The organism is Nonomuraea sp. NPDC048901 (assembly GCF_040649695.1).
In the GTDB taxonomy this organism is placed as follows: Bacteria; Actinomycetota; Actinomycetes; order Streptosporangiales; family Streptosporangiaceae; genus Nonomuraea.
Genome location: NZ_JBEZFW010000002.1, coordinates 168,255 through 192,558 on the forward strand (window position 1 = coordinate 168,255; position 24,304 = coordinate 192,558).

Annotated in this window: 19 protein-coding genes; 12 read left to right on the top strand and 7 right to left on the bottom strand. The window is 70.2% G+C overall.

The window, feature by feature from the left end; all coding sequences use genetic code 11:
• Positions 1-5 precede the first annotated feature (5 nt).
• Positions 6-1,445, bottom strand: coding sequence for a GuaB1 family IMP dehydrogenase-related protein (locus AB0C30_RS05915; protein WP_357940080.1), 1,440 nt, complete (start codon positions 1,443-1,445; stop codon positions 6-8).
• A gap of 94 nt (positions 1,446-1,539) precedes the next feature.
• Between AB0C30_RS05915 and AB0C30_RS05920 the strand changes: the two genes are divergently transcribed.
• From AB0C30_RS05920 to AB0C30_RS05950, 7 genes are all read left to right on the top strand, one after another.
• A complete protein-coding gene (locus tag AB0C30_RS05920; protein ID WP_357940082.1) occupies positions 1,540-1,995 on the top strand; it encodes a GyrI-like domain-containing protein in 456 nt (151 codons plus the stop codon).
• Positions 1,996-2,122: 127 nt separating this feature from the next.
• Positions 2,123-3,340 carry an FAD-dependent monooxygenase gene (locus AB0C30_RS05925; RefSeq protein WP_357940084.1) on the top strand — a complete coding sequence of 406 codons (1,218 nt, stop codon included), beginning with the start codon at positions 2,123-2,125 and terminating at the stop codon, positions 3,338-3,340.
• Positions 3,341-3,394: 54 nt separating this feature from the next.
• The gene (locus tag AB0C30_RS05930) at positions 3,395-4,516 is read left to right on the top strand and encodes a glycosyltransferase (RefSeq protein WP_357940086.1); all 1,122 of its coding nucleotides are present in this window, start codon (positions 3,395-3,397) and stop codon (positions 4,514-4,516) included.
• Between the two features lie 11 nt (positions 4,517-4,527).
• Positions 4,528-5,238: a hypothetical protein gene (locus tag AB0C30_RS05935; RefSeq protein ID WP_357940087.1), complete on the top strand. Its 711-nt coding sequence runs from the start codon at positions 4,528-4,530 to the stop codon at positions 5,236-5,238.
• The gene (locus AB0C30_RS05940; RefSeq protein WP_357940089.1) at positions 5,235-5,579 is read left to right on the top strand and encodes a hypothetical protein; all 345 of its coding nucleotides are present in this window, start codon (positions 5,235-5,237) and stop codon (positions 5,577-5,579) included. Before AB0C30_RS05935 ends, AB0C30_RS05940 begins: the two co-directional genes overlap by 4 nt.
• Positions 5,579-6,658 (top strand): glycosyltransferase family 4 protein, encoded by a 1,080-nt coding sequence (locus tag AB0C30_RS05945; protein WP_357940090.1) that lies wholly within the window; start codon positions 5,579-5,581, stop codon positions 6,656-6,658. The genes AB0C30_RS05940 and AB0C30_RS05945 overlap by 1 nt, the downstream gene beginning before the upstream one ends.
• The gene (locus AB0C30_RS05950) at positions 6,655-7,413 is read left to right on the top strand and encodes a hypothetical protein (RefSeq protein WP_357940091.1); all 759 of its coding nucleotides are present in this window, start codon (positions 6,655-6,657) and stop codon (positions 7,411-7,413) included. Before AB0C30_RS05945 ends, AB0C30_RS05950 begins: the two co-directional genes overlap by 4 nt.
• Here AB0C30_RS05950 and AB0C30_RS05955 read toward each other — a convergent pair.
• A complete protein-coding gene (locus AB0C30_RS05955) occupies positions 7,376-8,533 on the bottom strand; it encodes a cytochrome P450 (protein ID WP_357940092.1) in 1,158 nt (385 codons plus the stop codon). The two genes, AB0C30_RS05950 and AB0C30_RS05955, sit on opposite strands and share 38 nt — an antisense overlap.
• A 1-nt stretch (position 8,534) precedes the next feature.
• On the bottom strand, positions 8,535-9,656 hold the full coding sequence (locus AB0C30_RS05960; protein ID WP_357940093.1) for a CaiB/BaiF CoA-transferase family protein: 1,122 nt from the start codon (positions 9,654-9,656) through the stop codon (positions 8,535-8,537).
• 140 nt (positions 9,657-9,796) lie between these two features.
• Between AB0C30_RS05960 and AB0C30_RS05965 the strand changes: the two genes are divergently transcribed.
• The 4 genes from AB0C30_RS05965 (at position 9,797) to AB0C30_RS05980 (ending at position 15,126) form a co-directional block, all read left to right on the top strand.
• Positions 9,797-11,332 (top strand): serine/threonine-protein kinase, encoded by a 1,536-nt coding sequence (locus tag AB0C30_RS05965; protein ID WP_357940095.1) that lies wholly within the window; start codon positions 9,797-9,799, stop codon positions 11,330-11,332.
• Positions 11,333-11,398: 66 nt separating this feature from the next.
• Positions 11,399-12,382, top strand: a complete 984-nt coding sequence (locus AB0C30_RS05970) for an NAD(P)-dependent oxidoreductase (protein ID WP_357940097.1) — start codon at positions 11,399-11,401, stop codon at positions 12,380-12,382.
• A gap of 130 nt (positions 12,383-12,512) precedes the next feature.
• Positions 12,513-13,862 (top strand): FAD-binding oxidoreductase, encoded by a 1,350-nt coding sequence (locus tag AB0C30_RS05975; protein ID WP_357941460.1) that lies wholly within the window; start codon positions 12,513-12,515, stop codon positions 13,860-13,862.
• 4 nt (positions 13,863-13,866) lie between these two features.
• A complete protein-coding gene (locus AB0C30_RS05980) occupies positions 13,867-15,126 on the top strand; it encodes a cyclopropane-fatty-acyl-phospholipid synthase family protein (RefSeq protein ID WP_357940099.1) in 1,260 nt (419 codons plus the stop codon).
• Positions 15,127-15,223: 97 nt separating this feature from the next.
• Here the strand turns inward: AB0C30_RS05980 and AB0C30_RS05985 are convergent, their stop codons facing one another.
• On the bottom strand, positions 15,224-17,134 hold the full coding sequence (locus AB0C30_RS05985) for a S8 family serine peptidase (protein WP_357940101.1): 1,911 nt from the start codon (positions 17,132-17,134) through the stop codon (positions 15,224-15,226).
• A 625-nt stretch (positions 17,135-17,759) separates the two neighbouring features.
• Here AB0C30_RS05985 and AB0C30_RS05990 point away from each other — a divergent pair.
• Complete coding sequence (locus tag AB0C30_RS05990; RefSeq protein ID WP_357940103.1) at positions 17,760-18,404, top strand: hypothetical protein; 645 nt, start codon at positions 17,760-17,762, stop codon at positions 18,402-18,404.
• 419 nt (positions 18,405-18,823) lie between these two features.
• Here AB0C30_RS05990 and AB0C30_RS05995 read toward each other — a convergent pair whose 3' ends face one another.
• The 3 genes from AB0C30_RS05995 to AB0C30_RS06005 all read right to left on the bottom strand — a co-directional run bounded on the left by AB0C30_RS05995 (position 18,824) and on the right by AB0C30_RS06005 (position 24,286).
• A complete protein-coding gene (locus AB0C30_RS05995; protein WP_357940105.1) occupies positions 18,824-21,517 on the bottom strand; it encodes a PQQ-binding-like beta-propeller repeat protein in 2,694 nt (897 codons plus the stop codon).
• On the bottom strand, positions 21,511-22,353 hold the full coding sequence (locus tag AB0C30_RS06000; RefSeq protein WP_357940107.1) for a hypothetical protein: 843 nt from the start codon (positions 22,351-22,353) through the stop codon (positions 21,511-21,513). The genes AB0C30_RS05995 and AB0C30_RS06000 overlap by 7 nt, the downstream gene beginning before the upstream one ends.
• Before the next feature lie 223 nt (positions 22,354-22,576).
• Positions 22,577-24,286 carry a hypothetical protein gene (locus AB0C30_RS06005; RefSeq protein WP_357940109.1) on the bottom strand — a complete coding sequence of 570 codons (1,710 nt, stop codon included), beginning with the start codon at positions 24,284-24,286 and terminating at the stop codon, positions 22,577-22,579.
• Positions 24,287-24,304: the final 18 nt, after the last annotated feature.

The following is a 24,304-nucleotide window of genomic DNA, read 5'->3' on the forward strand; positions in this document are numbered from 1 at the left end:
CCGCGCTACCAGCTCTGGTGCAGCGGCATGCCCTCGGTGTAGCCGGAGGCGCTCTGGATGCCGACCACCGCGCGCTCGTGCAGCTCCTCCAGGTTCGCCGCCCCCGCGTACGTGCACGAGGACCGCAGCCCGGCCACGATCGCGTCGATCTGGTCCTCCACGCTCGGCCGCCGCGGATCCAGGTACATGCGCGAGGTCGAGATCCCCTCCTCGAACAGCGCCTTCCTGGCCCGATCGAACGGGCTGTCCTCCGCCGTGCGCAGCCGCACGGCCCGCGCGGACGCCATGCCGAAGTTCTCCTTGTACCTGCGTCCGTCGGCGTCGGTGCGCGCGTCGCCGGGCGACTCGTACGTCCCGGCGAACCACGAGCCGATCATCACGTTGGCCGCGCCCGCGGCCAGGGCGAGCGCCACATCACGCGGGTGCCGGACACCGCCGTCGGCCCACACGTGCCGCCCGAGCCGCCGCGCCTCCACCGAGCATTCGAGCACGGCCGAGAACTGCGGCCGCCCCACCCCGGTCATCATCCGCGTCGTGCACATGGCGCCGGGGCCGACCCCCACCTTGAGGATGTCCGCGCCCGCGTCCACCAGGTCGCGCACGCCCTCGGCGGTCACCACGTTGCCCGCCGCGACCGGCACGCCCGGGTCGAGGGCCCGGACCGCGCGCAGGGCGGAGACCATCTTCTCCTGGTGCCCGTGCGCGGTGTCGACCACCAGGCAGTCGATCCCGGCATCGAGCAGTTCCTTGGCCTTGGCCGCGACGTCGCCGTTCACGCCGACGGCGGCCGCGACGCGCAGCCGGCCGGCGGCGTCGAGCGCGGGCTGGTAGAGCGTGGCGCGCAGGGCGCCCGTGCGGGTCAGGATGCCGACCAGGCGGCCGTCGGCGTCCACGATGGGCGCCAGGCGGTGGCGGCCCCCGTGCAACCGGTCGAACGCCGCGCGCGGCTCAAGACCGGCCGGCAGCGTCAGCAGCTCGCTCGACATCACCTGCGACAGCTGCGTGTACATGTCGACGCCCTGGCAGTCGGCCTCGGTCACCACGCCGGTCGGCCGGTTGTCCCAGTCGACGACGATGACCGCGCCGTGGGCGCGCTTGGGCAGCAGCTGCATGGCCTCGCCGACCGTGTCGTGCGGCGTCAGCGTGAGCGGAGTGTCGTGGACCAGGTCGCGTTTCTTGACCCAGTCGACGACTTCCGTCACGACATCGATGGGAATGTCCTGGGGGATCACGGTGATGCCGCCCCGGCGGGCGATCGTCTCGGCCATGCGCCGGCCGGCGACCGCGGTCATGTTCGCCACGACGATCGGAATGGTGGTACCCGTGCCGTCGTTCGTCGAAAGATCGACCGCGAGCCGGGAACCGACCGAGGAACGCGACGGGACCATGAACACGTCGCTGTACGTCAGGTCGTATTGCGGCTCGAGGCCGTTAAGGAACTTCACGTTCGTCCATCTTATGCGCTGGGTGGCTTATGAGGAGTTTCCCGATTGTTATGGCCATATGATCGGCCGGGATACTTAGGGGGATGGAGGGCCTGTGGAGGTCACTGAGAGAAACGAGCTGACAGTCGTCGGTATCGCCGTACGCACCTCGAACGCCGACGAGATAGACCCCGCCAGGGCGAAGCTGCCCGTGCTGTGGCAACGGGCGGGCGCGCCCGGGGCGTTCGCCCACATTCCGGGACGCGTCGACGAGAACCTTTACGCGGTGCTGACCGACTACGAGGGCGACCATCACGGCGCCTACACGCAGATCGTCGGCATCGGCGTGCGGACGGTCCCCAGGCTGCCCGAGGGCATGGTCGCCGTACGCGTTCCCGCGGGCCCGGCTCTGCGGGTCGAGGCGCGCGGTCAGATGCCGCAGGCGATCGTCGACGCCTGGCAGCAGGTGTGGAAGCACACCGAGTCGGGCGGCACGCCCGCGCGGGCGTTCAGGACGGACCTCGAGGTGCACCACCCCGGTGGCGCGGACCTCTACATCGCCGTCTACTGATCGCTGAACCCGAGCCCGTTCGGGCTCGGGTCGTGGCTTCATGGTCCACCTCTTACCTATCGTTAAGTAACCTCTTGCGGGCGTCGCTCCGGGTCGCTTACCATCCGTTAGGTAAGGGGGTGTCACCATGCAGATCCTGATCTCCGGCGCGAGTGTCGCCGGACCCGCGCTGGCGTACTGGCTCAACAGGTACGGCTTCGACGTCACCGTCGTGGAGCGCGCCCCGTCGCTCCGCAAGACGGGCGGCCACGCGATCGACCTGTTCAGACCCGCGATGGACATCGTCGAGAAGATGGGCCTGATCGACCCGATCACGGCCAAGAAGACCGGCACGAACTGGCTCACCATGTATCGCGAAGGCCAGGAGGGGGTCGTGGAGCTGGACCTCCGGCGCGTCTTCACGGCCGTGTCGGACCGGCACGTCGAGATCATGCGCGACGACCTCAGCGAGATCTTCTACGACGCCACCCGCGCCGACATCGAGTACGTCTTCGACGACTCCATCACCGCCATCGCCGAGGACGGCACGGTGACCTTCGAGCGCGGGCCGTCCAGGCGGTTCGACCTGGTCGTCGGCGCCGACGGGCTGCACTCGAACGTGCGCGGCCTGGTCTTCGGCCCCGAGTCGCGCTTCTCCACCTGGGTCGGCGCCTATCTGGCCGTCTTCTCGGTGCCCAACTACCTCGACCTCGACGGCCGCATGGAGGGGCTGTCCGGCATCGGGCGGATGGCCGGGATGTACGGCGCGGCGCACATGTCCGACGCGCGGGCGCTGTTCCTGTTCAGGACGCCGGAGCAGCTCCAGTATCACCATCGCGACATCGCCCGGCAGAAGAAGCTGCTGCGCGAGCGGTTCGCGGGGATGGGCTGGCAGGTTCCCCGGTTGCTGGCCGAGCTCGACCGCACCCCGGCCTTCTACTTCGACTCGATCACCCAGCTGCGCCTCGACACCTGGTCGCGTGGCCGCGTGACGCTGGTCGGCGACGCGGGCTACTGCCCGGGACCGGCCGTGGGCGGCAGCACGAGCCTGGCCGTCGTCGGGGCGTACATTCTCGCGGGCGAGCTGGCCGCCGCGCGCGGCGACCACGAGCGCGCCTTCCCGGCCTACGAGGCAGAGATCGGTGAGTACGTACTGCGGAGTCGCACGTTCGCGGTCGGGGCGGCCAAGCGGATCGTGCCCGGCAACCGGTTCGACCTGTGGACGCTCACCCAGGCCGCGCGGCTGATCGGCCACCTGCCGGTCGCGGTGACCAAGGCCGCTACCAAGCTGGGCAGCAAGGGCATGCGGCTGCACGACTCGATCGCGTTGAAGGACTACTCGGCGTACGAGGGCGTGCGGCAGTAGCCAGCTGTACGCCAGCTATGCGTCAGTGGAAACGGCGCGAATAGACTGCGCGCCGTGCGTGCCGCCTATTTCGCCTTTGACCGGTTCCCTTCGAGCAAGGGGTCGGCGGTGCACATCGGGCAGATGGCCGCCGAGCTGTTCGACCGGTTCGGCGGCGGGCTGCTGGGGGTGCTGGGCGGGGGCGGGCTGCCGCGCTACCAGCGCGAGGGCGATGTCCAGATCGCCAGGTTCGACGAGCAGATCCCCAACCTGATCGACCGGGCCGAGGCGTACTCGCACTGGGTCGCCCGCCATCTCGCACCGCACCTGGAGACGCTGGAACTGGTCCACGTGCGTGACCCCTGGAGCGCGCTGCCGGTGCTCGGCCACCGGCACAAGGTGGTGTACGAGGTGAACGGGCTGCCGTCCATCGAGCTGCCGCACACCTGGCCCCAGGCGGCCCCCGCCACGGTGGCCAAGTTGCGGCGGCTGGAGGCGCACTGTCTGGAACAGGCGGACGCGGTTGTCGTGCCATCGACCGTCATCGGGGACGCCATCCGCAAAATGGGGATAAAACCTGAAAAGGTGTTCCTCGTTCCGAACGCCGCCAACCCCGTCACCCCGGCACCGACCGCACCGACCGCCGCGCCCGAGCACTACCTGATCTACGTAGGCGCCCTCCAGCGCTGGCAGGGCGTGGACGTGCTGTTCCGTGCCTTCGCCAGGCTGGCCGACCTGACCGAGCTGCGCCTGGTCGTCTGTTCCTCCGTCCCGGAACGTCGCGCCAAACCCCTCCAGCGCCTCGCCGACCGCCTGGGGGTGGCCGAGCGGGTCGTGTGGCGGTTCACGCTGCCCCACGACGAGGTGGCCGGCTGGCTGGCCGGCGCGGCCGTGTCCGCCGCCCCGCTCACCGCCTGCCCGCGCAACCTCGACCAGGGCTGCGCCCCGCTCAAGATCCTGGAGTCGATGGCGGCCGGCACGCCGGTGGTGGCCTCGGACCTGCCGGCCGTACGGGAGATCCTGGGGGAGGACGGGCGGCTGGTCGCGCCCGATCGGCCCGCCGAGTTGGCTCGCGCGATCCGGATCCTCCTGGAGTACCCCGACCAGGCGCGGGCGATGGCGGAGCGGGCCAGGGTCAGGGTGCCCAGCTGGGCGGATTCCCGGGCGAGACTCGCCGAGGTTTATCGCCGTGTGTAGTGTTTCGAGCCATGTTCTGGCGGAAGACACGGGCGGCGATCGCCGGGTTCCACCCGCTGCACCAGACTCTCATCTGGGAGCACACGCTCTCGGCCACGCTGCCCAAGGCGGAATGGGCGGCGCTGCTGGCCAGCCTCTCCCGGCATCGCGGGCTCGTCCGCCGGCCCAAGTGGCGGCTGCCCGCGCGTACGGAGAGCCTGCTCGTGCCGCTGATCAGGGTGCTCTGTGAAGACGTCGGCGGCGGCGTGGTCGGTATCACCGCCGATCTGCGCGGCCACGGCGTCCCCGGCAAGGAGAGCCCGCGCCGGCCCCTGCCGGTCGTACGGCCGGTGCGGCGGGCCGAGGAGTGGTGGGTGCGCGATCCGTGGCTCAGCGTCCGCTCGGAGTTACGCGACGGCAGCGTGCTCACGCTCGCCGTCACCGACCTGGTCAGGCGCCGCCGCGTCGTCAAGGTCAACCCGCGGGGCAAGCACAAGACCAAGACCAAGACGAAGGCCGTACAGCACATTCGGACCAGCCGCTCGCTGGCCAAGGGCCAGATGCCGGCGCGGCCGGGCAGCCCGCCGCCGTGGTGGATCCGGGTGAAGGTCCGTCCGGGCGTGAAGACCGTGATCAGGGCCGCCGCCAAGGTGCCGCTGCCCGCCGAGCGCGACCAGCTCGGGGCGATCATGACGGTGGCGACCGAACCCTTCAGGTGGACGCAAAGGAGGCGGGCCGCGTGATCCCGTGCATGGTGAGCACCGGATTCTTCGTGCTCGGCCGCTGCGGCCGGGCGCCGGTCGCAGCCTGCGCCGGGTGCGGCAGGCCGATCTGCGACCGGCATGTCGGGCCCGGCGGCGTCTGCCCCGAGTGCGCGACCGCCCAGGGCTACGGCTCCGCCTACGACCCGTTCTGGACCAGCGGCTTCCGCCGCGACCACTACCAGAGCACCTCCTCCACCTACCAGGACCCCGGCTGGTACGGCACGTTCGACGACTACGACAGAGGCGCCTTCGACCCCGAGGACCAGGGCGACTTCGGTGACTTCGGCGACGGCGACGAGCGCGATTTCGTGGACAGCTGATGCGGCTGCTGTGGCTCACCGAGCACTACCCGCCGAGCAGGGGCGGCATGGCCGAGTCCTGCGACAGGATCGTCAGGGGCCTGCGTGAGGCGGGCGTGGAGATCGACGTCGCGCACCTGACCAGGCGGGACCGGCCCTGGCAGACCGGCGGCGAGCGGGGCGGGCGGCTGCTCACCGTGCCGCTGGAGGACAATCCCGAGCACGCGCTGCGCCGGCTGTGGACCGTGCTGCGCGGTGAGTCGTACACGCACGTGGTGGCGTTCGGCGGCACGTACGCCATGCTCGGCGCCCCGATCCTGGCCGCGTGGCTCGGCGCGCCGCTGGTGACGCTGCTGCGCGGCAACGACTTCGACACCGGCGTCTTCTCGCTGCGCCGCAGGGGCGCCCTGCTCGACGCGTTACGGGCCTCGGCCACGGTGTGCGTGGTGGCCTCGGGGCACGCGCCGCTGGTGTCCGCGCTGGTTCCGGAGGCGCGGGTGCGGTGGGTGGCCAATGGCATCGACACCGCCGGCTGGCAGATCCTGCCCTCCGAACGCGCGGCGGGCCTGGCCAGGCGGGCCGCCGCCGGCCGGCGCACGATCGGGCTCATCGGGCAGCTCAAGAACAAGAAGGGCGTCGGCTTCCTGCTCGACGCGCTGGCCGCCTCCGGGCACGCGGACCTGTTCCACCTGCTGCTCGTCGGGGAGTTGGAGGCGGACCTGGACGTGCCGGTCGGGCACACGCGGCTGCCGTTCCTCGACCGGTACGAGCTGCCCGCGCTCTACGCCGCCTGCGACCTGGTCGCGCTGCCCTCGTTCTACGACGGGCTGCCGAACGTGGCCCTGGAGGCCGCCGCCCTCGGCGTCCCGCTGCTCGCCTCCGACGCGGGCGGGCTGGCCGACCTGGTCGACGACGAGATCGGCTTCCGCTTCGCCGCCGGGGACCCGCACGAGTGCCGGGCGGCGGTCGACCAGGCCGCGCGGGCGACGGACGAGCAGCTGGCCAAGCTCGGCACGGCGGCGGCCGAGCGGGTACGCAGGGACTTCACGGTGACCGCCGAGACGGAGGGCTACCTGAGGGTGTTCCACGAGAGCGCATGATCGTCTGTTACGCCAGAGGCGGCGGGCTCGGCCATCTCACGCGGGTCCGGGCCTACCTGCACACGGTCCATCCGGGCGCCGCGGCCACGATCCGCACCGAGTGGCCGCGCGACCCGGCTGTGCTCGCGCGGGCGGACGAGATCGTGGTGGACGCCTTTCCCGCCGGGCTCGACGGCGAGATCGAGGCGGCGGTGCCGCGGGGGCCGCGTGTCGTGCACCTGGCCAGGCTGCTGCGCTGGGACGCGTACCGGCCGCTGATCCCGGCCCGGCCGTTGCGTTTCCACCGGACGTGGCTGGCCGAGCCGGTGAGCGATCCCCACCTGGCCTACCTGGAGTCGGTGTCGGACGAGGTGGTCCCGCTGGCACTGGCCGATCCACCGGCCCGGCCCGCTAGGGCGCCGGGGGACTGGCCGACAGCTCCGGAAGACTGGCTGATCGTGCATGCCGGGCCGCCGGGCGAGATCCTGGAGCTGGTGGCGTACGCCCGCGAGAGCGCCGTCCACGAAGGTCTCAGCCCGCGCCTCGTGCTCGTCTCGCCCGCCGCGCCGCCCGGCCTGCCCGCCGGGGTGGCCCACCTCGCCGTCCGCCCGGCCTGGCCGCTGTTCGCCACGGCCGGCCGCATCGTCTCCGCCGCCGGGTTCAACGTGGTACGGCAGGCCGCGCCGTACCGGCACAAGCATCGGATGGTGCCCTTCCCCCGCCGCTTCGACGACCAGTTCACCCGCGCGGCGAGAGCACGACGGGAAAGGACGTGACGCCGCGCACGAACGCGTTGGGCAGGATGCGCGGGCCCGCGTCGTCGGCCCAGGCGGCCGAACCCACCCGGTCGATCCACTCCTCGAAGAAGATCCGTAACTCCAGCCGGGCCAGGGACGCGCCCAGGCAGAAGTGGGTCCCCAGGCCGAACGCGATGTGCCCGCCCGGCTTGCGCGTCACGTCGAACACCTCCGGGCGGTCGAACACCGACTCGTCCCGGTTCGCCGAGCCGTACATGAGCAGGACCTGCTGGCCGCGGCCGATGCGCTGCCCGTGGAGCTCGGTGTCGCGGGTGGCCGAGCGGCACATGTTCAGGATCGGGGTGGTCCAGCGGATGAACTCCTCCACGGCGTTCTCGATCAGGCCGCGGTCCTCCCGCAGCAGCCGCCACTGGTCCGGGTGCCGGATCAGCGCGTCGATCGCGGTCGCGATGACCGTACGAGTGGTCTCCGCGCCGCCGTCGAGCAGCAGCAGCGCCTCGTTCGCCAGGTGGTCGTCGTCGTAGGCGGCCCGGCCGGACCACAGGGTCACCAGGTCGTCGGCCGGGCACGTCCGGCGCTCGGCGGCCAGGGCCAGTACGGCCTCGCCGAACTCGCCCGCGGCGACCGCGGCCTCGTGCGTGACGTAGCGCAGGCCGCCGCCCGCCACGATCGTGGTCTCCGACCAGTGCTTGAGCCGCGGCCAGTCCGTGTCGGGGAAGCCGAGCAGCCAGCCGATCATGCGGGCGGGCACCGGCGCGGCCAGGGCGGGCACCGCGTCGACGGTGCCGGTCTCCAGGGCCTGGTCGATCAGCTCGACGACGACCTCGCGGACGCGGGCGGCGTAGCGCTCGTGGACGTAGCGCGGCGTGAAGCGGCGGTAGACGAGGCGGCGGTGCTCGGCGTGCTCCGGGTCGTCCATGCCGATCATCGACGGATCGGAGGGCAGCTGGGGGCGGTAGCCGCCGGTGCTGGTCCACAGCCCGGGATCGCGCTCGATGGCCGTGATGTCGGCGTGGCGGGAGATGCCCCACAGCCCGTTGGCGGCGTCGTGGTGAACGGGGGAGTGCTCGCGCAGCCAGGCGTAGACGGGTGCCGGGTCGCCCGCGTACAGGGCGCCGTCGAGCAGGTCGGGGTTCATGTCAGGCCAGCACCCCCTGGGAGCGCAGCTTCTCCGCGGCCTCGGCGCTCAGGCCCCAGGCGGACAGGTCGGTGAGCCGGGTGGCGGGTGAGAGGTCCTGGTCCGGTACGCCGAGCAGGCGCGGGGCGGGTACCGGCTGGCTGAGCCCGCCGACGTCGGCGAAGGTGCCCCTGGCCACGTTGTGCGGATGCCGGACGGCCTCCTTCATGGACAGGACCGGCGACACGCACGCGTCGGAGCCCTCGAACACCGCCTCCCACTCCGCCCGCGTCCGCGACTTGAACTCCTCGGCCAGGCGGGCCTTGAGCGCCGGCCACTGCTTCTTGTCGCCGCGGTCCGGCAGGTCCGTCAGCCCCATCCGGGTCACCATCGCGTTCCAGAACTGCGGCTCCAGCGAGCCGACCGCCATGAACTCCCCGTCGGCCGTCTCATAGGTGTCGTAGTGGGGCGCGCCGGTGTCCAGCAGGTTCGTGCCGCGCGGGCCCCAGAAGCCGCTCTGCACGCCGTGGTAGAACATCGCGAACAGGATCGCGGCGCCGTCCACCATGGCCGCGTCGATCACTCGGCCCTTGCCGGTGCGTTCCCGCTCGAACAGGGCGAGCAGCACGCCGTACGCGAGCATGAGACCGCCGCCGGCGAAGTCGCCCAGGATGTTGATCGGCGGCGTCGGCTTGTCCTCCGCGCGGCCGAGCATCGACAGGATGCCGGAGATCGCGATGTAGTCGATGTCGTGGCCCGCGGTGGTGGCGAGCGGCCCGTCCTGTCCCCAGCCGGTCATCCGGCCGTAGATCAGCCGCTCGTTCACCGCGTGGAGGTCGGCGGGGCCGATGCCGAGCCGCTCCGCCACTCCGGGCCGGAACACCTCGATGACGACGTCGGCGTTCCTCGCCAGTTCCTTGAGCGCGGCGACGCCCTCGGGCGACTTCAGGTCCAGGCCGATGGTGTGCTTGCCGCGGTCCATGACGTCCGTCCGCGGCTCGTCGGAGACGGCGGACACGCGGTCGACGCGCAGCACGTCGGCGCCGTGGTCGGCGAGCATCATCCCGGCGAACGGGCCCGGCGCGAGCCCCGCGAGCTCCAGCACCCGGATCCCGGCGAGCGGGCCCTGACGGCCTTCAGACATCGGCATCTCCTACGACTCGGCTGGCCTCAGTAGAACAACATTCGGTGACCTCTGGCAAGACGCCTTCCCGACCTCCAGGCAGACATACGCGAGGTATGGGAAACTTGCCCACTGTTCGGGTGGGTCTACAAGGGTTGGACATGGTTTCGGATAGCAACCAGCTGGTGGCCAAGCGCTACCAGTTACTGCGCGAACTGGGGCGCGGCGGTATGGGCGTGGTCTGGGAAGGCCGCGACACACTGCTCAACCGGCAGATCGCCGTTAAGGAAGTGCTCCTGCCCGCGGGACTGCCCCGGGCCGACCAGGAACGGCAGCTGCTCCGTACCGCCCGCGAGGCGCGTATGGCGGCACGGCTGAACCACCCGTCCGTCGTCGCGATCTACGACGTGGTCGAGGAGGACGGCCGGCCGTGGATCATCATGGAGCTGGTACGCCACCCCTCGGTGGAGGAGGTCGTCGCCACCTCCGGCGCTCTTCCGGTACGGCAGGCGGCCGACGTGGGCCGCCAGGTGCTGTCGGCGTTGCGGGCCGCGCACGAGGTCGGGATCCTGCACCGCGACGTCAAGCCGAGCAACATCCTGCTCACCGACGACGGCCGGGCCGTGCTCACCGACTTCGGCATCGCCACCGCCGAAGGAGACGCGTCGCTCACCCAGACCGGGATGGTGACCGGCTCGCCGAGCTTCCTGGCTCCCGAACGGGTGCGCGCGGCCGAGTCCGGGCCCGCCTCCGACCTGTGGTCGCTCGGGGCCACGCTCTACGCCACGCTGGTCGGCCGGTCGCCGTTCGAGCGCGGCGATCCCATGGCCACGCTGAACGCGCTGCTGAGCGAGGAGCCGGACTACCGCCGGATCCCGCCGATCATGCACCCGGTCCTGCAAGGGCTGCTACGCAAGGAGCCGCACGAACGGGTCAACGCCGAGCAGGCAGACGCGCTGCTGGCCGCCGTCGTCGCCGCCAAGCAGCCGAACGCCGACCGGGTCGTGGTGGAGCCGAAGCCGCCCCGCGGCGGCCGTACCCTCCTCGCGGCGGCAGCGGCGGCGGTGCTGGTGGTCGCCGGCGGCGGGTTCGCCTTCTTCAAGTTCAGCGGGTCGGCGGAAGGCGCGCCGCGCGTCACGCAGAGCGCCGTGGCCAGCGCGCCGCCGAGCACGCCGCCGCCCAGCGCCGAGACCAGCGCGACGCCCACCCCCACCCCGACGCCCACCCCGACCAGGGTGGTGGCGACGGTACGGGCCTGGAAGTCCCCCGACGGCTGGTCCATCATGCGGCCCATCGGCTGGCGGGGCGCCCGCAAGGAGGCCTACACCGAGTGGACGCGCCGGGACCGGAGCGGGCACTTCGGCGTCCAGGCCATCTACGTCAACCCGGACCCGAACCAGATCATCCGCGACTCGCAGGAGACCGCCGGGCAGAACGACCAGGACGTTCGGACCCTGCGCCGCAGGTCCGTCACCCACCAGGGGACCAAGGCCGTGGAATGGGAGTTCACCTACACGGCGGGGCCGACCGGCGACGCGCCGTGGAGCACGCAGGGCGTGAAGTACCACGAGGTGCAGCGGGCGGTGGCGATCGGGGACACCGCCTACGTCCTGTCGTGGACGGCCACCGAGGCGCGCTGGAAACAAGACCAGGGGTTGATGCGGCAGGTGATCGCCAGCTTTACGGTAGCGGCATGAGTAACCCCTCCACGGTCATGCCGGTGATGGCATGACGCCCCGGAATCAGAGTGCCGGTGGTGTGGCATGACGCCTTGGAATCTGCTCGCGCTGGCGCCGCTCCCCGAGGAGGTGCTGCGGCAGTTGCTCGCGCCGCTCGGCGACCGGGTGGCCGTGCGGGTGCCGCCGGCCCGCGACCGCGCCGCGCTCCTCGCCTCGCTGGCCGAGGCGGAGATCGTGCTCGGCGACTGGACGGCGCTGCTGGCGCTCGACGCCGAGGCGGTGGCCGCCGCGCCCCGGCTGGCCTTCGTCCAGCAGCCCTCGGTCGGCGTCGACGGCCACGACCTAACCGCGCTGGCCGCCGCGGGCGTGCCGCTGGCCAACACGGCGGGCGTCAGCGCCGTCGCGGTGTCCGAGTGGTGCCTGGCCGCCGCCCTGTCGCTGTCGCGCAAGCTCGCCGAGGCCGACGCCGCCGTCCGCGCGGGCCACTGGCCGCAGCAGGGGCTGCAGCCCCGCGAGCTGCACGGCCGGCAGGTGGGCATCGTCGGCTACGGTCCGATCGGCGCGGCCTGCGCCCGGCTGTTCCGGGCGTTCGGCTGCCAGGTGTCCTACTGGACCCGCACGCCTCGCGCCGAGCCGGGCTACCAGGAGCTGGCACCGCTGCTGTCCGACTCCGACGTGGTCGTCGTGGTGATCGCGCTGTCCGACGAGACTCGTGGCCTGATCGACCCCAGGCGGCTGAAGCAGGGCGCGTTACTGGTCAACGCGGCCAGGGGCGGGGTCGTCGACCAGGTGGCGCTGGCCGGCGCGCTCACCGACGGGCATCTCGGCGGCGCCGCGCTCGACGTGTTCGACATCGAGCCCCTGCCCGACGGCGACCCGCTGCGCGAGATCGACGGCGTGCTGCTGTCGCCGCACGTCGCCGGAGTGACGCCGGAGTCCACCGGACGCCTGCTCACGGCCACGATGGCCAACCTCACGGCCGCGCTGGACGGCCACGAGGTGGCCAACGTGATCAACGGGGTCTCGCCGATCATCTGCCGGAAGTTTCCGGGTTCGCCCACCGCGTAGGCATTCGACCGGGCACGATAAACAGTTTTCGAGTCTTTAACGACCCCGGTCTGGTCGATGTCAGTCCAGGGAGATACCTTCTTACGGACGATCTCTACCGGCTCAAGGGGGTGCTTCCGTGACGACAACGATGTCGACACACCGACGGGCAGTAGAGCACATCAGGCAGTCGTACGCGGAGATCCCGGGGGACGCTTCGCCCCGGCTGTCCAAGGCCACGTCCAACCTCTTCAGATTCCGCGACTCGGGCAAGACCGCCAAGCTCTCCGCCAGGGAGCTCGACGAGGTCATCAGTGTCGACCCGGTGACGATGACGGCCGAGGTCCAGGGCATGACGACCTACGAGCACCTGGTCGACGCCACGCTGCCGCACGGGCTCATGCCCTATGTGGTGCCCCAGCTCAAGACGATCACGCTGGGCGGCGCGGTGACGGGGCTCGGCATCGAGTCGACCAGCTTCAGAGACGGGCTGCCGCACGAGTCGGTCGAGGAGCTCGAGATCCTGACCGGCGACGGCCGCATCGTCGTCGCCCGCGACGACAACGAGCACCGCGACCTGTTCCGGGCCTTCCCCAACTCCTACGGCACGCTCGGCTACGCCCTGCGCATCAGGATCAAGCTCAGGAAGGTCCAGCCCTACGTCAAGCTGACGCACGTCAAGTTCACCGACGCCGACAAGTGCATGCTGGCCATGCAGGAGATCTGCGACAGCATGGAGCATGACGGGGAGCCCGTCGACTTCATCGACGGTGTCTTCTTCGAGCCGGGGGAGATGTATCTCACGGTCGGCCGCTTCGCCGAGCGTGCGCCCTACACCTCCGACTACACCGGCATGCGGATCTACTACCAGTCCATCAGGCAGCGCAACCGCGACTGGCTGAGCATCCGCGACTACCTGTGGCGCTGGGACACCGACTGGTTCTGGTGCTCGCGTGCCTTCGGCGTGCAGCAGCCGGTGGTCCGCTCGCTGATGCCGCGCCGCTGGATGCGTTCCGACGTCTACCGGCGGCTGGTCGCGCTCGACCGGAAATACGGGGTGGTCGCGCGGGTCGACAGATGGCGCGACCAGCCCGTCCAGGAATCGGTCATCCAGGACGTCGAGACCCCGGTCGAGCGGGGCGCGGAGTTCCTGGAGTTCTTTCACGACAAGGTCGGCATGACGCCGGTGTGGATGTGCCCGCTGCGGGCCTCCTCCCGCTGGCCGCTCTACCCCCTGGAGCCCGGCAAGCTGTACGTGAACTTCGGCTTCTGGGGAATGGTGCCACTGCCACGGGGGCAGTTCGACGGTTATTACAACCGTCTCATCGAGAACTCTGTGCACGAGCTCGACGGGCACAAGTCGCTTTACTCGACTTCTTTCTACGCCCGTGAGCAGTTCTGGCAGCTGTACAACGGCGATGCTTACTGGCCGGTCAAGCAGGAATACGACCCGAACGGCCGAATGCTTGACCTGTACGACAAGTGTGTACGGGGAAGGTGAGCAGATGGCTCTCGCATCCATCTTTGAGAAGATCGTTGGCCCGCAGGCCAACATCGCGTTCATGGCCTACGACGGCAGCAAGGCGGGGCCGGACGGCGCGGACCTCGCCCTGGAGGTGAAGTCCCCGATAGCGGTCGCCTACCTCGCGCAGGCACCCGGAGAGCTCGGCCTGGCCCGGGCGTACATCTCCGGCCACATCGACGTCCACGGCGACATGTACACACTGCTCGACCGCATGTGGAACATCACCACCAACGACCTGACGACCGCCGAGAAGGTGGCGGCCGTCCGATCGCTGGGCCTGAAGCCGTTGATGATGCGCGTCCCGGCGCCGCCGCAGGAGATCCGCCAGAGCACGCTGGCCAAGCTCGGCTCCCGGCACGCCAAGCAGCGTGACGCCGAGGCGATCCACCACCACTACGACGTCTCCAACCGCTTCTACGAGTGGGTCCTGGGCCCGTCCATGGCCTATACCTGCGCCGTCTTCCCCACCAAGGAGTCGTCGCTGGAGGAAGCGCAATACGCCAAGTTCGACCTGGTGGCCCGCAAGCTCGGCCTCAAGCCCGGCATGCGGCTGCTCGACGTCGGCTGCGGCTGGGGCGGCATGGTCATGCACGCCGCCAAGCACTACGGCGTCAAGGCCCTGGGCGTCACCCTCAGCAAGCAGCAGGCCGAATGGGCCCAGAAGGCCATCGTCGAGGCCGGCCTCGAGGACCTGGCGGAGGTCCGCTTCATGGACTACCGCGACGTCGTCGAGTCGGAATTCGACGCGGTCAGCTCCATCGGTCTCACGGAGCACATCGGCAAGCGCAACCTGCCGTCCTACTTCGCCTTCCTCTACAGCAAGCTCAAGCCGGGCGGCCGCCTGCTCAACCACTGCATCACCCGGCCGACCGGCACCGAGAAGACGTTCAACAAGGGCGGCTTCATCAACCGCTACGTCTTCCCCGACGGCGAGCTGGAGTCGGTCGGTTACCTGGTCAGGCAGATGGAGGACCTCGGCTTCGAGATCCGCCACGAGGAAAATCTGCGCGAGCACTACGCCGAGACCCTCCGGCACTGGTGCGCCAACCTCGACGCCAACTGGGCCGACGCGGTGCAGGAGGTGGGCATGGGGACCGCCCGCGTCTGGGCCCTGTACATGGCGGGCTGCATCGTGGGCTTCGAACGCAACAAGGTGCAGCTGCACCAGGTGCTGGGGGTCAAGCTGGACTCGGAGGGACACTCCGGCGTCCCGCTTCGTCCGTCGATCGACTGGCCTTGAGGTTTATCGACTTGAGGCTTATCGATTTTAAGGCTTATCGATTTTAAGGCTTGAGGTGTGAGGGGCTCACCGGCCCCTCACACCCGGTGCCGACGGTTCAGAACCTCAGCATCCACCCGTTGATGTAGCCGGTGTCGCCGGTTGTGACGTCTTCGACGCGTAACGTCCACGTCCCGTTGGCCGGTGAGGATCTTCCATCCACCGGATAGGTCTCCTCGATCTGGTCGGCGTCGTCTTTGGAGTTCGCCGCGCGAAGCGGATAAACGATGCCGGTCGGGCCGATCAGATCGATCTTCAGGTCGCCTCTCCAGGGATGACTGATGTCCACGGAGACCGTCATCTTCTGGGGTGCGTTACCCGGGAGCCAGCCCGTGACCGTGATGGGCGATTTGACGAGGCGGCCCTTGTCCGGGATGGCGTATTCGGTCCAGTTCTCGAAGTAGGGGAAGTCCATCGACCAGGCATCGATGATGCCGGCATGGGGTGACCAGCCGTCCGCGGCACGCAGCTTCCAGGTCCCGTTCTGCTTCGTCACGGCGCTGATGTCCACGTCGTACGTCTCGTCGATGAAATCGCTGCCGTCCGAGGACGGCGACCTCAGCACATATGCCTTTCCGTCTGGGCTGATCAGGGAGAGCTTCAGATCACCCACCCAAGGGTGCTGGATGGAGACGTAGACGTGCACCTGGGACGGGGTCTTGCCGAGGAGGTCGCTCACCACGATCGGCGAGTCCACACTGCCCGGGTCGGGGATGGCGTAGTCGTTGAAGTTGGAGAAGTACATCGGCCAGAGGGCGCCGTCGGTGGGCTGGGTCGGCGGGAGGGCCGCGCTGTCCAGCCGGAGGCGGGGCGTGGTGGCGCTGGTATAGGCGATGGGCTTGCCCGTGCTCTCCATGGCCGCTTCCAGCTGCCCGATGCTCGCCTGGGGGAAGGCCTGGCGGAGCACGGCCAGCGCGCCGGCCACGTGCGGAGCGGCCATCGACGTACCACTCAGCGACCCAAAGGTGTTGCCGGGCACCGAGGAGACGATCGACGTGCCGGGGGCGAACAGGTCTAGCAGCGGACCGCGGTTGCTGAAGGCGGACACCTCGTCCGTGTCGGTGGTGCTGCCGACCGTGATGGCCGAGGGCACACAGGCGGGCGCGCTGACCGCGTCGCCGTAGCCGTTGTTCCCGGCCGCGACCACCGTGGCCACCCCGGCCGCCAGGAGCGCGTCGATGGCCGGCTTGCGCGGGTCGGTGTCACACGCGGAGGTGTACTGGCCGCCGCCCAGGCTCAGGTTGGCGGCCACCAGCGCCGTACCGGCCTCCTTCAGCTGCAGGACCTTCTCCAGTCCCGCCACCTGGGCGCTGGTGAAGCTCAGCACGCACGGCGCGGCGCCCACCCCGCAGAAGTCGTCGGTGGTGAACTTGCTGAACACCTGGATGGCGACGAGTTTGGCCCCAGGGGCGACCCCGGCCGGCGGGGCGCCGGCCACGTTCGTGCCGTCGCCGACCGCGATCCCGGCCACGTGCGTGCCGTGATCACAGTCGAGGGCCGCGTCGGCGCACGGCCCGCTCTCGGAGTCGGCCGAGCCGGCTCCCGTCTGCGTGGCGGTGCCGTTCGGGCACAGGCTGGTGGCGCCGTAGTCGGCGTCGATGGGGGAGAAGCAGGCCTGCTCGATCACCCGTCCGCCCAGGAAGGGGTGCTTGACGGCGACGCCGGTGTCCAGCACGGCCACCACGCTGCCCGCGCCGGTCAACCCGGCCGCCCGCGTCTTGTCCGCGCCGATCAGCGGGATGCTCTCGGCGAGCACCGGTGGTACGGGCTTGTCCTCCGACACGCTCACCACGTTCGGCAGCTTGGCCAGCCGGTCCACCGCCGCCGCGTCGACGCGCAAGGTGACCATGGGGAACCGGGACATCGTCTGCAGCACCTGACCGGCACTCGACGCCTCAGGCAGATCCGTCCGGCTCTTGGTGATCACATTCACCCTGATCTTGGCACCGGCGGCCAGCCGCGCGCTCAACCCGGGCTCTATCGTCGGGGGCTGGTCAATCAGATTCGCCGACGTGGCATGGGCCGGCACGCTCACGCCTGTCGTGGCCGCTAACGCCATGATGATGCAGGATAAAACCCACTTTTTCATCCGCCACTCCAAGGTGAGTGAATTGATCACCTGGACAGTAAATGATCGAAACCTACTCAACAAGGGCCGGGGCTTAGGTAGATGTTCAAATCGCCGCTCAAGATGCTGAAATCTCACATCTGCGCAGGTGGATGCAGTCGTATGGCGAAATTGTGGCGAATATATGGCGCCTTGGTGGACAATTCGCATGCGCGCTGTAAATCGCGCGGAAGGCGCGCTCATCGGCCATAGTGGCGTAATGAAGAAAGGCGGTCTCTACGGCGTCCCTGGGAGGGGATGTCCATTCTGAAGGACCTCAGCCACAACGGACCGTCTTCGTCCGCGTTCCCAGAGGGGGCATCTCTGGAGGGACCTCAGCCACAACGGACCGTCTTCTTCCGCGCGCGTTCCCAGAGGGGGCATCTCCCGAGGGACCCCAGCCACCACGGACCGCCACCGAGATCGAGACGGTCGTGTGACGAAACACCTGGGACCCCCGGTGATCACCTCACTAGGATGCGATCCCATGCGCTCCGTGATCTTAGGTGGCACTGCCGCCGCCCTCCTTCTGGCCTCCGCCACCCCCGCGCTGGCCACCGCCCCCGACAAGCCCCTGACCTCGGCCCAGTTGAGTGAAGCCCTCATCACACCCGAGGACCTGGGCGACGCTTACGCCCCCAATCCGAAGCACATCCGGGAGGCGTTGGACGCCGAGTCGGCCCACACGAAGAAGTGCGTGCGGGCGATGAGGGCGCTGAAGCCCCTTCTCAGCAGCCCGGCCGCCGTCTACATCGACAAGGAGGGCCTGCCGTCGGGCGTCAAGCAGTTCGCCATCAGCGGCACCTCGGCCAAGCTGGCCGGCTGGCAGACGGTGGGCAAGGTCATGGTCCGGGACTGCGCCGGAACCAAGACGAAGACCAAGCGCGCCAAGTCGGCCATCACCAAGCTCTCCGTCGGTACGGTCGGGAACTGGGTGTACGGGATCAGGTACAAGGAGACGATGGCGACGAGGAACGCCGAGCTTCAGGCGGCGGATGTCGTGCTCATCAGAGTCAAGAACGCCGTCACGTTGCTGGTGAGCGACGGCTTCTTCGGGGCGTTCGAGCCCGGCCTGAGCAAGCGGGCGGCGAGGCTGGCGGTGCCGAAGCTTCGGGACGCCCAGAACGAGTGACGCGCGTGCGCACACGATGCCTGACGACGCAGATGACGGCGATCTCGCGCTTCCCGGCGGACGGTCACACGGGGACGTAGCGGGCGACCCGACCGACGTCGCGACCCGGCAGCCAGGAGTGTTCTGATGATGTTGTTGGTCAGGGTTCCGATCATGTAGGTCGGGGGTCAGGCCGGCGGCATGATGGGGCATCGTCCCGAGCGGCCGATGGAGCCGGATGTGTGGGACGCCTGCCGGGAGTTGATCCCGGCAGGCAGCGCGTACGCGTTTTCGGCGTGTGGAGGACGGCGCCGGGCCGCCGCCCGGACGATGCACGCGAAAGCCACAGGCCTGGCACAGGCGGCCAGCCGCGGACAGGGTTTCCAGCAGCGCGAGCCGGGTGGCCGGCTCACCGGTGATTCGCACCGAACGACCCGTACTCACCCGGGGCGCCGGTCAAGCTCGGCCGGATTCGGCCCGGGGAGTCCGTCCGTGGCGCGCAGCGCGTACAGGTTGCCGTTCGAGCTGCCGACGTAGACAAGACCGTCGGCCACGACCGGCAGCGTCTGGAAATGGCCGCCGGTCTGGAAGCGCCAGCGGGGCGCGCCGGTGGCCGCGTCCAGCGCGTGCAGCATGCCACCCTCGTCTCGGGCGAAGACAGTGTCCCCGTGGACCGACACCTTGGCGGTGAGCGGCCTGCTCCACCGTTCTTGCCCGGTTTCGGGGTCGAGGGCGTGCAGGTCCTGGCCGCCGATGTAGACCGTCCCTCGTGACTCGGTCACGCTCCAGAGGCCGCTGTCGCCTGCGGTGGTAAGCCTCCATCGCTCCTGGCCGGAGGCGGTGTCCAACGCGTACGTGCGTCCGGCGAGGTCGCCGAGGTAGACGGTGCCGCCGATCATGATGGGGTCGTACCGGACGAGGTCGCCGAAGCCGGCGCGCCATCGCGCCTTCCCCGTGGCGGGGTCGAGCGCGACCACCCTCGCGCCGGTGACCGCGAAGACGGCCTCCTTGGTCGCGGTGAGGTAACCGGCCGGGATGGAGTTGGCGGCGCCCAGACGGGAGCGCCAGCGAAGGGCGCCCGTCTTGGCGTCGAGGGCGGACAGCAGGCCTTGCTCGCTGCCCACGCGACCTTCCTGGCTGCTCACGTAGACGGTGCCGGCGGCCACGGCCACGTTGCCCAGGGAGCCGGGGACGCGGAATCGCCTCCGCTGCTTGCCGGTGGCGGCGTCCAGCGCGATGACGTGGGTGAAGCCGACGCCCGCGTACACGCCGCCGGCCTGGATCACGATGTCACTGGCGTCAAACTGGCGGTTCCATCGCATCCGGCCGGTGGCGGCGTCGACGGCCGCCACCCCGTCGCTCCTCGCGCCGTAGAGTAGGCCGTCCACCAGCATGGGCGCGGCCGGTCCTGACCTCCAGCGCATACGGCCGGTGGCGGCGTCCAGGGCGTACAGCCCGTCGTCGGCGCCGGCGTAGACGACATCGCCGTCCACCACGGGGTCGGCGCGGACGCCCTCGTCGGCGAGGTGGGTCCAGCCGCCCGTCCGCGCCGGAGGACGGACGCGCTCCCCTGGCCGGTAGCGGGCCATCAGGTTGTCGCGCACCCGGGCCGCGGCCAGGCGTTGGACCAGCCTGGATGGCGACGTCAGATGGACGATGACCGGGCCCACGTTGACGAGCGTCGCGCCGAAGGTCCCGCGGGGGCCGTGGGCCGTGTAGGAGAAGATGCCCTCGCCCTCGATCGTGGGGTCGTAGTCGAAGCTCTCGTGCCCCTTGATCTGCCCGGCCGCGGCGGCGAAGAGGGCGCCGGCGTCCGGGGACACCCAGCTCACGGAGAGCGAGACGACTCCGCGGTCGTCCTCGGGCGGCACCCAGTCGCAGGTCACGGGCTTGGGCAGCGTGAGGCGGCCCAGCGACCTGCGGCCGGGGAGGAAGCGGGCGCCGGGGGCGACGTCGCGCGGAGTGAGCAAGGAGCACGCGTCCGGCCAGTCGCCCGGCGGGACGCCGCCGAGCGCGACGGGCCCAGTGGGACGTCCGTAGACGGGACGGAAGGCGGTGACATGGGCGTCACTGTGGATGAGGGCCAGGTGCGAGGTCGACCCCAGGAGAGTGATGTAGTGGGGGAGCGGCCTGTCCAGGGGGAATGCGCCGAGACGGCCGGTATCGCGGTCGCGCGAGATGAGGAAGCCGGGCAGCGGCCACGCGTTGTTCGAGTCGAATCCGGCGGAGTCCTCGACGTCGGGATGACGGCCGACCTCCAACGGCATGCTCCAGCGGCCGTTGCCGCCGAGCCCGTGAGAGATGGGCAGGTCAGAGATAGGCCGCGGCGTGCCGTCCTCGGCGAAGAGGAACCGCTCGTCGTGTACATCCGCGACGACGAAGCCCTCCGGCGCCTGCTCGTACCCGATCCACGCGCCGTCGTCCGCGACGACGAAGCCCTCCGGCGGCTGCTCGTAGCCGAGCCGCGCGCCGTCGTCTGCGGCGGTGTGCCGGGTGGTGACCGGACGCGTCCAGTTCCGGCGCAGCGTGCGCGGGTCGTAGGAGGCGAGCTGGACGCCGCCGTTCTTGCAGCGGGTCAGGAGCATCACGGACCGGGAGGTGCCGGTGATCACCCCGTCGCAGTCCGGCAGGTCGCCGGCGCGTGCCTGGACGCCGCCGGTTCGGGCGTCGAGCGAGAGCAGCCCGGATCTCCGCTGGTAGAGGACGGCTGCGCGCCCTACCACCTGGATCTGCGGGAGGTCGCCGTTCTCCGACGCGGGTACCGCGTGCCGCCACAAGACGCTGCCGGAGGCGAGATCGTACGCGTGCACGACCCAGTTGGTCACTCCCTTCGTCGAATCGGTGAAGAAGAGGATCCCGGCCTCGGTGGAGAGGACGGTAGGGTTCGTGACCGCGGTGGAGACGGTACGCCGGATCGCGCCGGTATCGGTGTCGCGCACGGTCACCGTCCCTGGCGTCTCCAAGAGCAGGTTGTCGCCGGACAGGCGGGACTGCAGGGCATCCTCCCCGGCGGGGACCGACCAGGCAGCCTTCCACCCGATGAGTTCCGGCGCAGGCCGCCCGTCGTCGGCGACCGCGAGCGCGGCGGCCACCGAGAGCGCCGTCAGGGCCTTGACGCAACGGGTGATCAGCACGTCCGGCGCCCCTGACAGGAGACCGGCTGCCAGCCTCCCTGCGGCGCCTGCCGGTAGTAGGTCCGGTAGCGAGCGGCCTCGCCGCTCAACCGGAACGGCCCTCCGTCCGGCCCTTTGATCACGACCTCTTCCGTACGGCCGTCCGCGAGCACCGTGACCCGGAGATCGAACTCGTAGTACGCCTTCTTGCCGGAGAAGCTCAGGCTGAGCGTGACCGGCTCGTCCCGTTTGAGGTCGATCTGCTTCTTCCGGAAGTACGGGGTTTCGCCGCCGCTCGTGAACCGGGGCGTGGGACGGTCGAGGTCGGCGGCCATCTCGACGGTGCCCGCCTCGCCGCCCTTGATGACGATCAGGCGGGCGCCCTCCGACACCGGCATGCGGGTGAGGACCTGCGGCTCGATGTTCACGATGCGCAGGCTGCTGCGGTTGCCGGTCAGCGCGACTGTGACGTTCATGCCGCCGATCGGGGCCATCCGGTGGCGCGCCAGCATCGTCTCACGCTGCTTGTCCGCGTGGGCGGCGAGCATGACCGCCCGGTCCTCGGGGTCGGTCACCGGTTCGCGCAGGACGGTGTCGCGCTCGGAATAGTCGACGGCCACCTGACCGACGGTGATCGGGGCGGTGCCGCGTACCTGCTCGACCGTGTCGGAGCCGTGCGCGTTGTACCACTCGGTGAACACGACGCCGAACGCGGCCAAAACCACGGCGCTGGCGATCCCCGCCAGCCACGCAAGCAGCCCTTTCGACCGGGCAGGATCAGACGCCTCGCCTCCCTGCTGCTGTGCCGCGACGTCGCGGCCGACCGATGTGCGCTTGTTCCGGCGCGCTCTGCCCATGGGGACGCGTCCCTCCACGACCGATCGTCGAGACCAGAGTAGGCACGAGCTCGAGCGCGCAGGAGCGGATTGCGGCTATTCACGACTGTCGGCGAGCGTGTCCGGCGTGTCCTGCAGATCGTCGATCATCTTCGAGTGACCAATCGCTCTGACCGCGCCGTTCGTTGGTCTTCGGAAGTGGGTGTCGCGAAGTGTTGGGGTAATGGCCTATCGCCGAACCAGGTCACTTCAGTAGCGCGGGCCGCTCGGACTTCCCCGGATAGACCATGATGAGGAACTCCTGCCGGGCATCCTCATCCCTCTTCAGCGCGGCCTTCGCGCCGCGCATGTGCACCCGAACCCGGTAGCGGCCCGGGCCGTTGATCGCCAGGTTCTTCAGGCCGACCCCGTCGTCACCGGTGAAGGTGAGGGCGCCGTTGCCGCTGCGGTACCCCACCTCCACCACCTTCTCCCAGCCCTTCAGCTCGACGGGGGGCCGCCTGCGGTAGGCCTCCCCGGTGACGCACACGTGCATGGCCTCGTCGGCGGTCAGGATGCTGAGCTGCCCGGGCGCGCTCCCCACCAGCCCGTTGGTGAAGGCGTTGTCGAGCGCGGGGAAGTCGTCGTCCGGGTCGTCCTCGTACGCGTTGATGCTGCCGGCCTCTGACCACAGCGTGGCCCGGTAGGTCCGGGACGCGCGGATCGACGGCCGGTGTCTCGGCACCTCGGCGCAGCGCGCGCGGGCCTTCGCGATGAAGGCGGCGTTGGCGTCCTGTTGCTGCTCGGCCTGCAGGTCCTGGCGCTGCTCGACTTCCGGGCACAAGTACGCGAGCGCCTCGACCGTCTCATAATTCCGCAGGTACGGCCCCAGCGGCCCCTCCTCGGCCAGCCGGTTCGGTGCGCCGCCGCGCAGGACCGCCTCGCACAGCCGCCGGCCGATCGCGACCACTCGATCATCGGGCACACCGGCGAACTGCCCCGGCAGCTCACCGTCCTGTCTGACGAGGCAGACGAAGGCGAGCTCGCGCTGCCCGGCGGACGGTCGCACGGGGACGTAGCGGGCGGTTTGCCACGGTTCGCAGGCCGAGGAGCTCGCCGCTGTGATCTTCCCGATCGGTGCGTCCATGCGCGGCACGGTGACCAGCAGCAGGACGACGGCGAGCGTGACGGCGACGCGGACGTCCGGACTCCGGTACGGCCATCGCACGCGGCGTACGCGTACCGCCACGATGATCAGAACGGCGGTGACGACATCGTAGAGCTGCCAGGCCCACGAGGCGGGCTCGTACATCTGACCCCAGGTTCGCGCGCATCCCTCACCGGCGACCGCGTCGAATCCGGCCATCAAGAAGGCCAGCGCCCCGAACAACCCCAAGGGGATCACTGTGGCCCAGCCGACCGCGCGGCCCCACCGCCGGTAGCCCTTGCGCACCAGCAGCGCCCACACTCCGAAGCCCACCGCCACCACCGCGGGTTGCGGCACGAGGTGCAAGGGGGACAGCAGGAAGCTGGCCGATAGGTAGACCTCGAAGCCGGGACAGCTCCCCCACATCGCGAACAAGTCGTACTCGGTCGTGGTCGAAGAGAACAGGGAGCTCGCGTACGGGATGCTCACCAGCGCGAAGGCGACGCTCCACAGTGTCAGCGACAGTCGCCACCGCACCGGGAGGACTTCTCGCGGGCCGATCCCCTGACGGCGGCCGACCAGGAGCAGCAGTATCGCGGCCGCGGCGAGGGCGGCGCCGATCAGCAGCAGCGCGGCGTCGTCGAAGGGCAGGAGGGCGGCGATGCCGGTGCGGTGGCCGGTGGCGACGGCGGGAGCTTCGCCCATGGCGAGCCGGTCTCGCACCTCCGCCTCGCTCGGCCGGCCGAGCCCGGTGAGCGGCGGCGTGACGGCGGCCGCGGCGAGCAGGATCAGGAGCGCCGCGCTCAGCCGGAGGACCCATCGCCGCATACCTATCGCTCCCGTTGT

What these genes read in the sequence shown, in the direction of transcription:
- AB0C30_RS05950 (WP_357940091.1), top strand. Translation starts at nt 6,655, where the DNA reads ATGATCGTCTGTTACGCCAGAGGCGGCGGGCTCGGCCATCTCACGCGG.
- AB0C30_RS05990 (WP_357940103.1), top strand. Translation starts at nt 17,760, where the DNA reads ATGCGCTCCGTGATCTTAGGTGGCACTGCCGCCGCCCTCCTTCTGGCC.
- AB0C30_RS05945 (WP_357940090.1), top strand. Translation starts at nt 5,579, where the DNA reads ATGCGGCTGCTGTGGCTCACCGAGCACTACCCGCCGAGCAGGGGCGGC.
- AB0C30_RS05965 (WP_357940095.1), top strand. Translation starts at nt 9,797, where the DNA reads ATGGTTTCGGATAGCAACCAGCTGGTGGCCAAGCGCTACCAGTTACTG.
- AB0C30_RS06005 (WP_357940109.1), bottom strand. Translation starts at nt 24,286, where the DNA reads ATGCGGCGATGGGTCCTCCGGCTGAGCGCGGCGCTCCTGATCCTGCTC.
- AB0C30_RS05960 (WP_357940093.1), bottom strand. Translation starts at nt 9,656, where the DNA reads ATGTCTGAAGGCCGTCAGGGCCCGCTCGCCGGGATCCGGGTGCTGGAG.
- AB0C30_RS05980 (WP_357940099.1), top strand. Translation starts at nt 13,867, where the DNA reads ATGGCTCTCGCATCCATCTTTGAGAAGATCGTTGGCCCGCAGGCCAAC.
- AB0C30_RS05970 (WP_357940097.1), top strand. Translation starts at nt 11,399, where the DNA reads ATGACGCCTTGGAATCTGCTCGCGCTGGCGCCGCTCCCCGAGGAGGTG.
- AB0C30_RS06000 (WP_357940107.1), bottom strand. Translation starts at nt 22,353, where the DNA reads ATGGGCAGAGCGCGCCGGAACAAGCGCACATCGGTCGGCCGCGACGTC.
- AB0C30_RS05955 (WP_357940092.1), bottom strand. Translation starts at nt 8,533, where the DNA reads ATGAACCCCGACCTGCTCGACGGCGCCCTGTACGCGGGCGACCCGGCA.
- AB0C30_RS05935 (WP_357940087.1), top strand. Translation starts at nt 4,528, where the DNA reads ATGTTCTGGCGGAAGACACGGGCGGCGATCGCCGGGTTCCACCCGCTG.
- AB0C30_RS05925 (WP_357940084.1), top strand. Translation starts at nt 2,123, where the DNA reads ATGCAGATCCTGATCTCCGGCGCGAGTGTCGCCGGACCCGCGCTGGCG.
- AB0C30_RS05975 (WP_357941460.1), top strand. Translation starts at nt 12,513, where the DNA reads ATGTCGACACACCGACGGGCAGTAGAGCACATCAGGCAGTCGTACGCG.